Origin of the sequence: Okeania sp. SIO3I5 (assembly GCF_010672085.1) — a bacterium.
Classification (GTDB): domain Bacteria; phylum Cyanobacteriota; class Cyanobacteriia; order Cyanobacteriales; family Microcoleaceae; genus Trichodesmium.
On sequence record NZ_JAAHHT010000227.1, the window covers coordinates 1 to 15,633 of the forward strand.

The 15,633-nt window shown below is 37.5% G+C and carries 8 protein-coding genes; 4 read left to right on the forward strand and 4 right to left on the reverse strand.

Annotation, left to right across the window (positions count from 1 at the left end; translation table 11 throughout):
- Nucleotides 1–291 precede the first annotated feature (291 nt).
- Complete coding sequence (locus F6K40_RS32235) at nucleotides 292–1,656, reverse strand: DUF1800 domain-containing protein (protein ID WP_293141994.1); 1,365 nt, start codon at nucleotides 1,654–1,656, stop codon at nucleotides 292–294.
- A 513-nt stretch (nucleotides 1,657–2,169) separates the two neighbouring features.
- Between F6K40_RS32235 and F6K40_RS32240 the strand changes: the two genes are divergently transcribed.
- Nucleotides 2,170–2,748 carry a 3'-5' exonuclease gene (locus F6K40_RS32240; protein ID WP_293141996.1) on the forward strand — a complete coding sequence of 193 codons (579 nt, stop codon included), beginning with the start codon at nucleotides 2,170–2,172 and terminating at the stop codon, nucleotides 2,746–2,748.
- Nucleotides 2,749–2,950: 202 nt separating this feature from the next.
- Here the strand turns inward: F6K40_RS32240 and F6K40_RS32245 are convergent, their stop codons facing one another.
- A complete protein-coding gene (locus F6K40_RS32245; RefSeq protein ID WP_293141998.1) occupies nucleotides 2,951–8,440 on the reverse strand; it encodes a tetratricopeptide repeat protein in 5,490 nt (1,829 codons plus the stop codon).
- A 206-nt stretch (nucleotides 8,441–8,646) separates the two neighbouring features.
- Nucleotides 8,647–9,243: a hypothetical protein gene (locus F6K40_RS32250; protein WP_293142000.1), complete on the reverse strand. Its 597-nt coding sequence runs from the start codon at nucleotides 9,241–9,243 to the stop codon at nucleotides 8,647–8,649.
- A gap of 174 nt (nucleotides 9,244–9,417) precedes the next feature.
- Here F6K40_RS32250 and F6K40_RS32255 point away from each other — a divergent pair, with 174 nt between their 5' ends.
- A complete protein-coding gene (locus tag F6K40_RS32255; protein ID WP_293142002.1) occupies nucleotides 9,418–10,287 on the forward strand; it encodes a hypothetical protein in 870 nt (289 codons plus the stop codon).
- 94 nt (nucleotides 10,288–10,381) lie between these two features.
- On the opposite strand, the gene F6K40_RS32260 is transcribed toward F6K40_RS32255, so the two are convergent.
- Nucleotides 10,382–10,999, reverse strand: coding sequence for a TetR/AcrR family transcriptional regulator (locus F6K40_RS32260; protein ID WP_293142004.1), 618 nt, complete (start codon nucleotides 10,997–10,999; stop codon nucleotides 10,382–10,384).
- 610 nt (nucleotides 11,000–11,609) lie between these two features.
- Between F6K40_RS32260 and F6K40_RS32265 the strand changes: the two genes are divergently transcribed.
- The gene (locus tag F6K40_RS32265; RefSeq protein ID WP_293142005.1) at nucleotides 11,610–13,070 is read left to right on the forward strand and encodes a M16 family metallopeptidase; all 1,461 of its coding nucleotides are present in this window, start codon (nucleotides 11,610–11,612) and stop codon (nucleotides 13,068–13,070) included.
- 457 nt (nucleotides 13,071–13,527) lie between these two features.
- Complete coding sequence (locus F6K40_RS32270) at nucleotides 13,528–15,012, forward strand: M16 family metallopeptidase (RefSeq protein WP_293142006.1); 1,485 nt, start codon at nucleotides 13,528–13,530, stop codon at nucleotides 15,010–15,012.
- Nucleotides 15,013–15,633: the final 621 nt, after the last annotated feature.

Genomic DNA, 15,633 nt, shown 5'->3' on the forward strand with positions numbered 1-15,633 from the left:
TGAATTTTGAATTGATGACAGCTTTTCTGACTTTTGAATTTTGAATTTTGAATTTTGAATTGATGACAGCTTTTCTGACTTTTGAACTTTGAATTTTGAATTGATGACAGCTTTTCTGACTTTTGAACTTTGAATTTTGAATTGATGACAGCTTTTCTGACTTTTGAACTTTGAATTTTGAATTTTGAATTGATGACAGCTTTTCTGACTTTTGAACTTTGAATTTTGAATTTTGAATTGATGACAGCTTTTCTGACTTTTGAACTTTGAATTTTGACTTTTGAATTGATTTCAATATCTCATAAATTCAGGACTACCAAAAATTAAAGCTGCCCTTAAATCAGCAGAACTTTTATCAATTACTGCACGAGTTTGAGCAGAAAAATTATTACCTAAAGTAGCCATTAATTTTTCTGCACTAATAGGTTTTCCTCTACCCAACAAACCACCAGATAAAGGTACAGCTAAACTACTACGTCGAATCATCGTATCTGAATCTAACCAAGCATCTTTTGTATTTTTATAACCGTCGGGAGTAACACAACCATAAAGAGGCATTCCTAACTGGTCTAAAATGCCATTAATAGGTCTAAAATTATCAACTTCATTACCAATAGCTCTCATGGCAGAAGCTACAAACCGATAAGGATTTTTAAACTTAGAATTATTTACCTCTAGCTGCCAAAATTCTGAACTGTTGAAGAGAGTATTTAGTACCTGAGAAATATTACCCCCACTCTCCAAAAAACTCTTAGCTAAAACATTAACTAAAGATTCTGGAGGTTGGTCTAAAACAAAAGTTTGAGCTAATTTATAACTAATATGTTTAGCCGTGGCAGGATGACTAGCTAAAATATCTAAAGCAGTTTCTCCTTCAGCAATGCCATTTTCTTTAATCGTTTGTCCGAGAAAAAATTTATCTCCTGGTTCGTGACGTTTTTCATCAAAATAAAATCCATCTCGATCTTCCGCTCTTTTATTATTAGGAGGTAGACCCCAACCAGTAAAAATTTTTGCTAAAGCAATCACATCATTTTGACTGTAGCCTCCATCCACACCTAAAGTATGTAATTCTAATAATTCTCTGGCATAATTTTCATTAATTTTACCCCGATAACTTTGCCAATTATCTAAATAAATTAACATGGCTGGATGATGAGCAGTAGCTCCTAATAATTCTCTAAATTTTCCCAAAGCATGGGGTCGAATTGCCTGCTGTTCGTAGGAACTAAAATATAAACGATTGAGTCCTTGACGACCAAAAACATTAAAGTGATTGTACCAAAAATCTACTATCACTTCTTCTAAATGACGCGGACTTTCTAATGTTCGTAAAAAACGACCTTTAGTAGCTTGTAAAAATATTTTTTGTTCAAAACGTACTTTGATTCTATTTAATGCTACCCGGTTTAATTGAAATTCTTTTCCCTGTTGTTGAAGTTGTTGTAATTCTGTAGTTATTTCACCAGGATTTAGAGGTAATGTATCGAGATATTCTAGCTTTTGAATTAACACTTTTGGATAAGGAATAGAATCAGGTTGTAGTTGAGATTGAATATAAGTTTCTATACCAATCTTTTTAATCTTTTCAATTTGTCCAGGAGTTGGTCCGAAACTAAGACGGTTAATTAGGTGAAAAATTTTAGTATCAGTCATAATCTTCCTCGTAATTTAAGTTATAGCGCTAGGGAATAGGGAATAGGGAATAGGGAATAGCAGATTGTGAAAAGGTTTTTCTTATAGGGAAATGCTCCGCAAACAGGATTTATAAATGTCCTAACCTTAATGCGTAGTGCTATATTATATGAATTAATGAGGACTTACGCAGAACCCCCATATCTCGTAGGGGCGAATGCCATTCGCTAGATGGGCGAATGGCATTCGCCCTCTACGGATAGCTTATTGTCTAATAATTTGCGTAAGTCCTGTTAATATTATGTCCGAATAATCAGCACTCAAAAAACTTTCTCCCATAAATACCTTTTCTTTCCTTTTGCCTTCTGCCTTCCTTTACCAAATAATTAAGGTTTAAACCCTCTCCTTTTAAGGATAAACAAGAAAAAATTTTCATGATTAATTATTACCTCTCCTTGAAAAGAAGAGGTAATAATTAATTATTCATTATTAATTATTAATTATTAATTGTTTAAATTCTGCCTTCCTTAATTTATGACTATTAAGCTAAACAAAATTATTGTTATTGATATTGAAGCTACTTGTTGGGAGAAAAATCCCCCGCCAGATCAAGAAAGTGAAATAATTGAAATTGGGATTTGTATTGTTGATGTAGCTTTAGCTAAACCTATTGAAAAAGAAAGTATTTTAGTAAGACCAGAACGTTCCCAAATTAGCAAATTTTGTACCGAACTTACAACTTTAACTCAATCAGAAGTTGACCAAGGAATTACTTTTTCTGAAGCTTGTTTAAAACTACGGAAAAAATATGAATCTTTACAACAAGTCTGGGCAAGTTGGGGCGAATATGACAAAAATATGTTTGAGAAACAATGTTTATCTAGAGGCGTAAAATATCCTTTTGGCATTAGACATATTAATGTAAAAACTTTGTTTGCTCTGGTTCATGCTTTACCCAAAGAAGTCGGGATGGCAAATGCTTTAAAATTATTAGATATTCCCTTAGAAGGAACTCATCATAGAGGTGCAGATGATGCTTGGAATATTAGCAAAATATTAGCAAAATTACTTTTACAAAGTAGGACAATATCAAATCCGGTGAAACAGTTATAGATTGCTTAACTCAGGAGTCGTAGGGGCTTTCCGGCCGGAAAGCCCCTACAGGTGGTGTATAATTCGATATTTTGCGTAAGTCCTGATAATTAGTGATCAAAAAACTTTCTCCTCCTTATACATTCAAACTCTCTTTTCTTCCCTCCTGACTCCTGACTCCTGACTCCTGACTCCTTTTAACCGGACATAATATTAGTTAACTTCAAATACTTCCTTCTCCAATTAAAATCAAAGGCGACCAAAAAAACGGAGTATCGCTCTTATTCTGCCTAATATAACTTAACTTCGCCTGACGTAATGCCTCCACCTTGGTCATTCCTTGTTGCAAATTCTGATAAAATTTCACCATAATTTCCTTCGTTGTCTCATCTTCCGCATTCCATAAACTGGCAATCACAGCATCCGCACCTGCACGCTCAAATAAATAGGCAAATCCCGCTATTTCTTCACCGTTGGAGTTAGCTTCCATGGCAGTTTGGCAAGCACTCAAAACGATTAAATCTGTATTTTCTAATCCTAAACTGGCAGGATCTTTGATATTAAAAGTTTCATTGTTAGCAAACAAAATAGTATTTTCCTCTAAACCGACATCAGGGCAACCACCTTTTTGAACGCAACCGTGGGTGGCGAGATGCACTATAGGAAAACCAAGGGATTCGTTTTGGAAACGAGTCAGGGTTGCCTCTTCTCTAATGTAATATTTGCTTGATAAAATTTTGGCTACCGCTTTGGCTTCTGCTTCTGCTCCAGGGAGACCTTCACCTTCTTTTGTGGGCTGGGGATTTCCAAATGCTAATACTTTCAGGGGGCTTTGTTCCATGAAAGTATTAGCATTATGAAATAAAGATTTATTGATAAATCCTATTAATGCTAAAGCATTGTACTGCAAAAATTCCAGGATATTTGACTCTGGTTTTTTGTTTCCAGAGATGCGGGTGAGATAGTGGATGGGATATTTTTCAAGTAAATATTGGTTTGTTTGATTATCAAATAGGGTTTCAAAGGGAATATAACGTAATTTCCCGGTGGCGATGATGGCAAGTTGTTTGGGGGAGTAAGCAGCTATTTCTGCTGACATCGGACGAATCAAATAGTCATAGAGTTTTTTTCGGTTAATCTTGTAGCCGCCGGCGTTGGGGTTTTCTAGTTGCTGGCGATATTCTGTGAGGATGTCATCAAATTTTTGATCGTCTATAGGAAATTTTTTAACTAAGACAGGTTTATCTCTGGTAACCAAAAATATAGCGATGCTATCGGGAACATCTGCAACACCAGTTAAAAGAGCTGGTTGAATAACAACGGTACCCGGTGCAATATTGGCTTTTAGTTGGTTGATATCTTTGGGTTTGAACTCAAAAAGCTCCGCAACTTCTGGGTATTCTTTGCTAATGTTTTCTGCAAGTTGGTTGGTTTCTGCTTGTAACTGGTTAATTTGTTTAGAAAGTTGGGGAGTCCATTTATCTTCTACTTTCCCATAGAGAAATTGTAATTGTTGATTGTTTTGTTGCCATTCGTTAATCTGTTTTTGAGCTTCTGGGTTTTTGACTTTGGCATCAATAAGACGAGTGTAGTCAGCGATATCGAAAGTAGTAGCTAAGTTATACCATTTCCAGGCATCATCAGGTTTGTTTTGCTCAATGAGGATATTGACAAGAGCGATCGCTGCTCCCTTATTATCTCCATCTGCTAAAAAAGCTTTACGGTTTTCTTTTTTTAACCCCGCACGCATTTCTAGGATCATTGTTAATGAGTCTTCCCAATTTTTTATGGCTTTCTCTGGTTGGTTGGTATCTCGATAAACATAAGCAATATTGTTGAGAATATTAGCAACTCTAGAACGATCGCCGACTTTTTGTGAGATGGGTAAAGCTTTTTGGTAGTATTCTAATGCCCTTTGGAGTTCACCTATTTTGTAGTAAACTCGACCAATATTACTGAGAATAACACCAACTCCAAAGCGATCGCTCACTTCTCGTGAGATGGGTAAAGCTTTTTGGTAGTATTCTAACGCTTTTTGGGTTTCACCCATATCGCTGTAAACTAGACCAATATTATTGAGAGTATTAGCTTCCCCAAAGCGATTTTTCACTTCCCGCAAGATAGGTAAAGCTTGCTCCAAGTATTCTAATGCCTTTTGGGGTTTACCTATATTGTCGTAAACTCGACCAATATTATTGAGATAAGTAGCTTCCCCAAAGCGATCGCTCACTTCCCGGCCGATAACTAAAGCTTGCTGGTAGTATTCTAATGCCTTTTGGGGGTTGCCTATCTTGTGGTAAACTCCACCAATACTATTGAGAGTAGTACCAACTCCCGAGCGATCCCCCACTTCCTGTCTGATAAGTAAAGCTGCCTCGAAGTATTCTAATCCCTCTTGGGGTTGACTCATATCGCTGTAAACTGCACCAATATTATTGAGAGTAGTAGCTTCCCCAAAGCGATTTTTCACTTCCCGCAAGATAGGTAAAGCTTGCTGGTATTTTTCTAATCCCTTTTGGGGTTCACCAGTACTGTTGTAAACTGCACCAATATTATTTAGAGAATTAGCAACTCCCGAGCGATCGCCTACTTCCTGTCTGATAAGTAAAGCTTCCTCCAAGTATTCTAATGCTTTTTCGGGTTTACCTATACTGCCGTAGACTGCACCAATATTATTGAGATAAGTAGCTTCTCCTGAGCGATAGCCTACTTCCCGACTGATAAGTAAAGCTTGCCCGTATTTTTCTAATGCCTTTTCGGGTTTACCTATCTTGTCGTAAACTAGACCAATATTATTGAGAGTAGTAGCTTCCCCAAAGCGATTTTTCACTTCCCTGGCGATCTGTAAAGCTTGCTGGTATTTTTCTAATGCCTTTTCGGGTTTACCTATCTTCTCGTAAACTGTACCAATATTATTGAGAGTAACAGCAACTCCCGAGCGATCGCCCACTTCCTTTCTGATAAGTAAAGCTTGCTCGTATTTTTCTAATGCTTTTTGGGTTTTACCCATATCGCTGTAAACTTTACCAATATTATTGAGAGTATTAGCTTCCCCAAAGCGATCGCCCACTTCTTGCAAGATAAGTAAAGCTTGCTCGAAGTATTCTTGTGCCTTTTTTGGTTGACCCATATCGCTGTAAACTGCACCAATATTATTGAGAGTAATACCAACTCCCGAACGATCGCCTACTTCTCGTCTGATAAGTAAAGCTTGCTGGTAGTATTCTAATGCTTTTTCGGGTTTACCTATATCGCTGTAAACTCCACCAATATTATTGAAAGTAGTACCAACTCCCGAGCGATCGCCCACTTCTTTCAAGATAGGTAAAGCTTCCTGATAATATTCTAATGCTTCTTCGGGTTTACCTATACTGCCGTAGACTGCACCAATATTATTGAGAGTAGTAGCAACTCCCGAGCGATCGCCTACTTCCCGTCTGATAAGTAAAGCTTGCTGGTATTTTTCTAATGCTTTTTCGGGTTTACCTATATCGCTGTAAACTCCACCAATATGATTGAGAGAATTAGCTTCTCCCGAGCGATCGCCTACTTCCCGTCTGATAAGTAAAGCTTGCTCGAAGTATTCTAATGCTTCTTCGGGTTTACCAATATCACTGTCAACTGCACCAATATTATTGAGAGTAGTAGCAACTCCCGAGCGATCGCCTACTTCCCGGAAGATAGTTAAAGCTTGCTGGTAATATTCTCGCGCCTTTTTTGGTTTACCTGTACTGCTGTAAACTAGACCAATATTATTGAGAGTAGTAGCAACTCCAGAGCGATCGCCTACTTCCCGGAAGATAGTTAAAGCTTCCTGGTAGTATTCTAATGCTTTTTCTGGTTCACCTATATCGCTGTAAACTCCACCAATATTATTGAGAGTAGTAGCAACTCGCGGGCGATCGCCCACTTCTTGGAAGATAGTTAAAGTTTGCTCGTATTTTTCTAATGCTTTTTGGGGTTTACCAATATCACTGTAAACTGCACCAATATTATTGAGAGTAATAGCAACTCCCGAGCGATCGCCTACTTCTTTGCTGATAAGTAAAGCTTGCTCGAAGTATTCTAATGCTTTTTCAGGTTGACCTATCTTGTCGTAAACTGCACCAATATTACTGAGAGTAGTAGCTTCTTGAGAGCGATCGTTTACTTCCTGACTGATAAGTAAAGCTTGCTGGTATTTTTCTAATGCCTTTTGAGGTTTACCTATACTGCCGTACACTCCACCAATATTATTGAGAGTAACAGCAACTCCAGAGCGATCGTTCACTTCCCTCGTGATAAGTAAAGCTTGCTGGTAGTATTCTAATGCTTTTTCGGGTTGACCAATATCGCTGTAAACAGCACCAATATTACTGAGAGTAGTAGCTTCTTGAGAGCGATCGTTTACTTTCCGACTGATAGTTAAAGCTTGCTGGTAGTATTCTAATGCTTTTTCGGGTTGACCAATATTGTTGTAAACTGCAGCAATATTATTGAGAGTAGTAGCAACTCCCGAGCGATCGTTTACTTTCCGACTGATGGGTAAAGCTTGCTCGAAGTATTCTAATGCTTTTTCGGGTTTACCTATCTTGTGATAAACTGTAGCAATATTACTGAGAGTAGTAGCTTCTAGAGAGCGATTCTTCACTTCCCTCGTGATAGGTAAAGCTTGCTGGTAGTATTCTAATGCTTTTCGGGGTTGACCAATATTGTCGTAAACTACACCAATATTATTGAGAATAGTAGCAACTCCAGAGCGATTTTTCATTTCTCGCAAGATAGGTAAAGCTTGCTGATAGTATTCTAATGCTTTTTCGGGTTTACCTATACTGCCGTAAACTGCAGCAATATTATTGAGAGTAGTAGCAACTCCCGAGCGATCGCTTACCTCCCTCCTGATAGGTAAAGCTTGCTCGAAGTATTCTAATGCTTTTTCGGGTTGACCAATATTGTTGTAAACTGCAGCAATATTATTGAGAATACTAGCAACTCCAGAGCCATTGTTCACTTCTCGCACGATAGATAAAGCTTGCTGGTAGTATTCTAATGCTTTTTCGGGTTGACCAATACTGTTGTAAACTAGACCAATATTATTGAGAGTATGAGCTTCTCCAGAACGATTGTTCACTTCTCGCACGATAGGTAAAGCTTGCTGGTAATATTCTAATGCTTTTTCGGGTTTACCTATATCGGCATAAACCGCACCAATATTATTGAGAGTAGTAGCAACTCCAGAGAGACTCTTCACTTCCCTCCTGATAGGTAAAGCTTGCTCGAAGTATTCTAATGCCTTTTGAGGTTTACCTATTTTGCGGTAAACTTCACCAATACTATTGAGAGTAGTACCAACTCCCGAGCGATCGCCCACTTTCCGAGAAATCATCAAAGCTTTATTGTACAAGCTTAATGCTTTTTGTGGTTTGCCTATACGCTCGTAGTTAAGACCAAGACAAAAGTTTGCTAATGCTTCGTTTTCTCGGTCTTTGATTTTTCTAGCAATAGCTAAAGCTTCTTGAAGCGTTTCTATAGACTCCTGAGATTGGTATCGATCTATTTGTTCTTGTGCTGTTTTTATTAGTTGCTCTAACTTTTCTGTCTGAGAGCTATCTAACTTTTCTATCTGAGAGTTGGAAGTTCGGGTGTAACTCTCTTGTGATAATAGTGGCAGTGTTAGGGCAGTTGTAGTTAGGGTTGTGATTCCGATTAAAGAAGTAATAATAATTCGTTTCATAGTCTTATTTTCCTGAAATAAATAATTAGGTCAAATAGTTTGAGGATAATGATAGCAAGATGCTCCCACTGGCAAAAAATCGGATTTTGACCAACCACTCAACATTGGTTAATGAAACTCTCCAGAAATTTCCAATATGAACATTAAAATTGTAGAAATTATGCTAGACAAATTTTGAAAAATTAACTATTAATTTTTAGAGATATCTATTCTGTTCTCGATCGAGAAGTAGCAGTAATAATTAAAATTTGTTCTTCCGGTACAAATTCCATTTTACTGACAATATAACGACTTTTTTCAGGATTCCTGATAATAGTTTGAAGTAAATCTGTTCTCTCATCATCTACTCCAATTACAGATTCAGGTTTAACTATTGCAACACCGTTCTCTGCATCCTCCCATTCCAAGCCATCCATTCGTAATTGAAAACGTCGGGGTTTACCTTGCATATTTATTCCATCTTTATCCCCACGAAACTTCATAATCTTACTAGAAGCTGGCCACCAAATATCTCCATTAAAGTCAATCCGAGAAATATTAGCGATCGCTTCTTTAGCAATACTTTGACCTTTTTGAATAGTAATATTTTGAGTATTAATATCTGTTATTTTACCCGATCTACTACGACCATCTTTTAGTACCACTGTTGCTTTAGTAGGAAAGGAAAAAGGAATAGGTTGTTCGGTTGATTTAGCTTCAGCTTCTACAATAGGTTCGGGGTTAGTTATCCCTTGTCTTCTATCTTGACACCCTAAAGTTAGACAGGCCACTAGGAAAATAATTGTAATTTTAGTTACCTTCATTTTTTTATAAAAAAACTACTTATTACTAATTTCTACAATTATTAAATTTTATGTTCCGGAAATATTAAACAATATTATTTTGCCTTGATTCCTTGTCATAAAAATGTGCGGGTTGCTATATTAGGCATGGTATATAGCAGTTAATAAATTATCAAACAATTTAGATTTACAAATATGTTGGGAAAAATTGCTGGATTATTAAGTTTTTTAGGAATAGGTTTATATTTCACAGGTTGGATTTATCGTTGGGCTTATTTCGGTTATTTTCAACTAGAAGTAACCAGCCTAGATTTACCATTTGAATCATTTTTAATAGTACCAATACAAGTATTTTTTGGTAACTTAGCCACTGGAGACTTATCAACTTTATTCCGTACTATTTGGATAGCGATCGCTTCTTTTATCTTGCTTCCAATTATAGTTCCAATTCTTTTTCATCTGATTAAATTTTCAACTCAAGAATTAGATAAAATCATTAAGAAGTTGGGTTGGAAATTATTGGGATGGATTGGGAAAATTAAACGCCCTAAAATAACCCGTAATATTCAATCATTTTTTTATTTTGCAGAAATTAACTATCAACATTATGACCAAGCTTTAATTAAAGAAATAGTCGTAATTTTTTGGTTATTAATGACCCTATTTTTCCTTGGTAAAACTCAAGGAAATATTGATGCTATTCAAGACGCTTACAACGAAACATCATCTTTACCAGTAGTAACTTTAATAACTCCAGAAAACCAACTTCCATTAGGCAGAAAAATTCGTGACTTAACAGACAATCCTAATATTAGCAATTTTCGTATAATCGGAGATATAGAATTATATAAAGAGTTACTAGAACGAGATTACAATGACAAAACTCAGCCTAAATCTCTCCAAATTATCTGGCGACTGCTATTTGATACAGATGGTCAATATTATATATTTCCCTCCCTCCCAAAAAACGCCCCCTCAAATGTTAGTCCTCCAGTTGTAGTTATTCAGCAGAGCGATCGCGGAGAATATACCATTATTCTCAGTCCGGAAGCACCTAACCCTTAGATTAATTTGGGGATGGGGAGATGGCGATCTTCGTAAGTAGCACAATACCTAAGTGCCACTTAGATTCAATACTGCCCATATTCCCCTCCTTCACCTACTCTTCCTTAACCAAAACACCATTCAAGAAAATATCAGCTAATCCCTCAGCCATTTCTTGCATTGCTTGGGGAGAAGCGTCAGGATCTAATAACGTCTTTTGACTAAAACCAGCGATCGCAAACATTCCTACAAATACCCGCGCCACAAGTTTTGGATTCATTTGCCGATATACACCCCGTTCCATCGCTGTTGCAAAAAAAGCCTCCGCCACATCAGTCATTTTCCCAATAACTTCCGATTGAATTTGATCTCTCAATTCTGGATGAAACTGCGCTTCCAAGAAACAGACTTTCATCATATCTGCATTGTGACTAATATTTAGCATCCGGCGACGCATCACCTGTGCTACAGCTTTATAACTAGACATCTCACTCAATTCTGTTAATAAATCTGTCAGAATTTCTACCCATCCTTCTGTAGCTAACTCTATCAAAATCTTCTTTTTATTGCTAAAATAATGAAACAGGGTACCTTCTGCTACTCCTGCTTGTTTTGCTAGTTCGCGAATTGTAGTACCATCATATCCATGTTTAGCAAACAATCTTTGAGCTGTTTGTAAGATGGTAGTGCGTGTCTGTTTTTCTGGAGCTTGGAACTGAGTAAAAACTTTCATAATAGTTAATTTTTTTAATTTTTTATCTTATAGCGCGTAGCGCTAGGGAATAGGGAATAGGGAATAGTAAACTGTCAAAGGATTTTTTTTGCGGAGCATTTCCGCAAACAGGATTTATAAATGTCCTAACTTTTGCTTCGACTGCTATACTTTTTTTATCTTACTTTAACTACTTGTAGCTTTATTAGGTTTATAATTGAATAATTTAATGATTAATTAACAAATTAGGGAGTAGGGAGTAGGGAGTGGGGGAGATTAAATATTAAAGCAATTTTAGAATTATAAACATATACTGTATAACCTGATTGTATATAACAGGACTTACGCAAAACCTCCATATCTAGTAGGGGCGATTCGCTTAATTAGGAGCATGACAAACGGAAATTGCCCCTAAAGATGGTGTATGATTTCATTTTTTGCGTAAGTCCTGTATAATAGAAAAGGATTAAGTTCTTATTGCCCAATATATATAATATCTATGGTACTTCTAGTGTGGTATAAAAAAATAATTACTGCTAGCTTTGACATAGACAGGCTAAAGTTGCGATCGCTAAACTTATGGCTTTGTTTGATTGCCATAAGTTTATTTTGGCTTGGGTTTCCAAATAATATGGCCTTAGCAAGGGAATCTACTCCTGAGCAAATCTCAATCAAACCGTACTTAGACCGAGTAATTAAAAAAGTAACAGAATTTCGCCTAGATAATGGCATGAAATTCATCGTTCTAGAAAGAAATAATGCACCCGTCATCTCCTTTGCTATTTATGCTGATGTGGGTGGAGCAAACGAACCAGACGGAAAAACAGGTGTAGCTCACTACCTGGAACATTTAGCTTTTAAAGGTACAAAAAAAATCGGCACAAAAGACTATGAAGCAGAAAAACCAACTTTAGAGAAATTAGACCGGATCTTTGCACAAATTCAGCAAAGTGAAACGGATGGCAAAACTGAACGGGTTGCCCAACTCAAAGCAGACTTTGAGAAAGCTCAAAAGTTGGCATCTCAATATGTCAATCAAAATGAATTCTCGAAAATTGTTCAACAAGCAGGAGGAGTAGGACTTAATGCTGCAACTTCCGCAGACTACACCCAATACTATTACAGTTTGCCTGCTAATAAACTAGAATTATGGATGTCTTTGGAGTCAGAAAGATTTCTAGAACCAGTATTTAGGGAATTTTACAAAGAAAAACAAGTAATTCTAGAAGAGAGGCGATCGCGCACTGAAAATTCACCCGTTGCTCAATTATTAGAACAATTCCTCAAGAAAGCTTTTCAAGTACATCCTTATCGTCGCCCTGTCATTGGTTCTTCAGAGGATATACAAAATTTAACTAGAGAAAATGTTCGCGATTTTTTTGATACTCACTACGTTCCTAGTAATTTAACTGTAGGGATAGTTGGAGATGTCGATCCAAAAGAAGTCAAAAAATTCGCAGAAATATATTTCGGTCGTTACAAACTCAAAGAAAGACCGCCCAAACTCAAGATTGTGGAACCTACCCAAACCGAAACCAAGGAAGTAACGATGGAGTTGCAGTCGCAACCTTGGTACATAGAAGGTTATCATCGACCAGCAATAAATCATCCCGATAGTGTAGTTTATGATATGATTACGAGTATTATGAGTGATGGTCGTACTTCTCGCCTTTATCAGTCATTAGTTGAGAAACAAAAAATTGCACTTGTCGCCAGAGGGTTTAGTGGTTATCCAGGAGATAAATACCCAAACCTAATGTTATTCTATGCCATGACTGCTCCCGACAGCAATATAGATGAAGTAGGAGCAGCTTTGCAAAAAGAAATTGAAAGGTTGAAAACGGAACCAGTTTCTGAGGAAGAATTAAAACGGGTAAAGACTCAAGCGCGAGCAGGTCTGTTGCGGTCTCTTGACTCTAACATGGGTATGGCAACTGCTCTTTTGAACTACGAAGTTAAAACAGGTTCGTGGCAAAATTTATTTAAAGAGTTGGATGCTATTAATGCTGTAACCGCAGAAGATATTCAGCGTGTTGCTCAAAAAACTTTTGTGGCAGAAAACCGAACTATTGGCAGATTACTTCCTGAGTGATAATTAGGGAATGGGGAATAGGCAATGGGCAATGGTTTAACCATTGTAGGGGTTTGGTCACCAAATCCCCTACCAAATTTGGAGTCCAGTAGGGTGCGTTTTGCTGCGCAACATGAAAAGACACTTACCACAAACTACGGTTGAACTGTAAGATCATACGTTGGACGGTAACACACCTTTGAGTAATTTGTAGCTATCCCAAAAATTTCGGTGCTGGACTTACTGATAGCTGATAACTGATGTAGGGGTTTGGTCACCAAACCCCCTACCAAATTTGGAGTCCAGTAGGGTGCGTTTTGCTGCGCAACATGAAAAGACACTTACCACAAACTACGGTTGAACTGTAAGATCATACGTTGGACGGTAACACACCTTTGAGTAATTTGTAGCTATCCCAAAAATTTCGGTGCTGGACTTACTGATAACTGATAACTGATAACTGATAACTGAAATGACTATGCTTTCTAACCAAAAGAAAATTACTAGATCGAAACTTGTCTTAACAGCATTTTTAGTAATAATAATGTTGTTATCTATTCTAGGGCGATCGCCAGCTATTGCTCTAGCACCAGCAAAACATTACACGGAACTAAAATTTCCACCATTACCAGAATTAGAAATACCAAATTACACTCGCTTTAAACTAAAAAATGGCATAATTGTGTATCTGATGGAAGACCATGAACTGCCCCTAATTAGTGGAGCTGCCCTATTCCGGACTGGTTCGAGATTTGAACCAGAAAATAAAGTAGGTTTAGCAGACTTAACCGGAACTGTTATGCGTACGGGAGGCACAACTCAAAATTCCCCCGAACAAATAAACCAACTACTGGAACAAAAAGCAGCAGCAGTAGAAACAGGTATCGGTGGTACTGCTGGTAGCGCTAGATTTAGTTGTCTGACTGAAGACTTGACAAAAGTATTCGGATTATTTGCCGAAGTCATTCGCGAACCTGCATTTACTGAAGAAAAATTAGAGCTTGCTAAACAACAATGGCAAGGTAGCATTGCTCGTCGGAATGACGATCCTGAATCTATTGCCGATCGCGAGTTCCAAAAGTTGATTTATGGTACAGAAAGTCCTTATGCTCGAACTGTTGAATATGAAACTCTCAATAATATTTCCCAGGAAGATTTAAGAGATTTCTATGCCAAATATTTTCATCCTGAGAATATGATTTTAGGAATAGTAGGAGATTTTAAGACCAAACAGATGCGATCGCTCATTAAAGAACAACTAGGAGACTGGAAACCAAGCACTAAGGTAGTAAAATCTCCTCTACCGACTGTTACTCAAGCTGAAGTTGGCGATATATTCTTTATCGAACAATCTCAGCTAAATCAAAGTTATATACAAATGGGGCATTTAGGCGGAAAATTAGATAATCCTGATTATACAGCTTTGAACATAATGAATAGCGTCCTCAATGGTTTGGGAGGGCGTTTGTTTAATAATATTAGATCGCGCCAAGGTTTAGCGTATTCTGTTTCTGCTTATTGGAGTCCTAACTATGATTATCCAGGAGTATTCATCGCTGGTGGTGAAACTCGTTCCGATGCAACTGTGCCATTCATCCAGTCTGTTAACGAAGAAATTGAACGTATCCGCACCCAACCTATTACACAAGAGGAACTTCAGCACGCCAAAGATTCTACCCTGAATTCATTTATTTTCAACTTTCAAGATCCAGCTCAAACCTTATCCCGTTTGATGCGATATGAATATTATGATTATCCTCAAGATTTCATTTTCCGTTATCGCGAGGAATTGGAAAAAATTACGGTTGCAGATGTGCAAAGAGTAGCTCAAAAATATTTGCAACCAGAGCAAATGGTAACTTTAGTTGTGGGTAATAAAGAGGAAATTCAACCGCCTCTCAGTAGTCTGGGAAATGGGATTAAAATTACTTCCATAGATATTACGATTCCAGAACCAAGCTAAATTCAGTTATCAGTTATCAGTATGACACACCTAAAAATGTAGGTTGGGTAAAGCAAAGTGAAACCCAACAAAGCAAAATAAAAAAAACAGAGAAACCGGGGAAAGTATCAAATGCCCTAGTACGGACGTTTTGCTGACGCAAAGCTCTGCTAACGCTGCGCGACATGTTTGCGTAGCATTCCGTAAGGAAAACGCATTAATGCTCAAGCAACGTCCCTACCATTAACCTCCCACAAACCCGGTTTCTTATGTACGGGCGATTCGCGTTTGCGCAGCATTCCGCCGGAAATCGCCCCTACATAGATATTTCCCAAGGAATGACATCAGCATTTTCTCCTATATAATAGGAAAGGTCTGGTTGAGCTTCTCGAAATCCTGTTTTGCGGTAAGTGCAATTATCTATAGAACCCGTTTGGGATCTATGATTGGTTCGTGTGGGAAGTGTGATATAGAATCCGGGTAATTAGTTATCGTATTACTGAGGAGTAATGAGTAATGAGTTAGGAGTTCATTTAGTAGAAACTTTGCCTCCAGATGGAGATTTTAATCCTCAAGAATGGGTATATGAGCAGATTTGTTTAGCAGTTCCTCCCAGAAAGTTATGCGACAAAAATTGCCAAG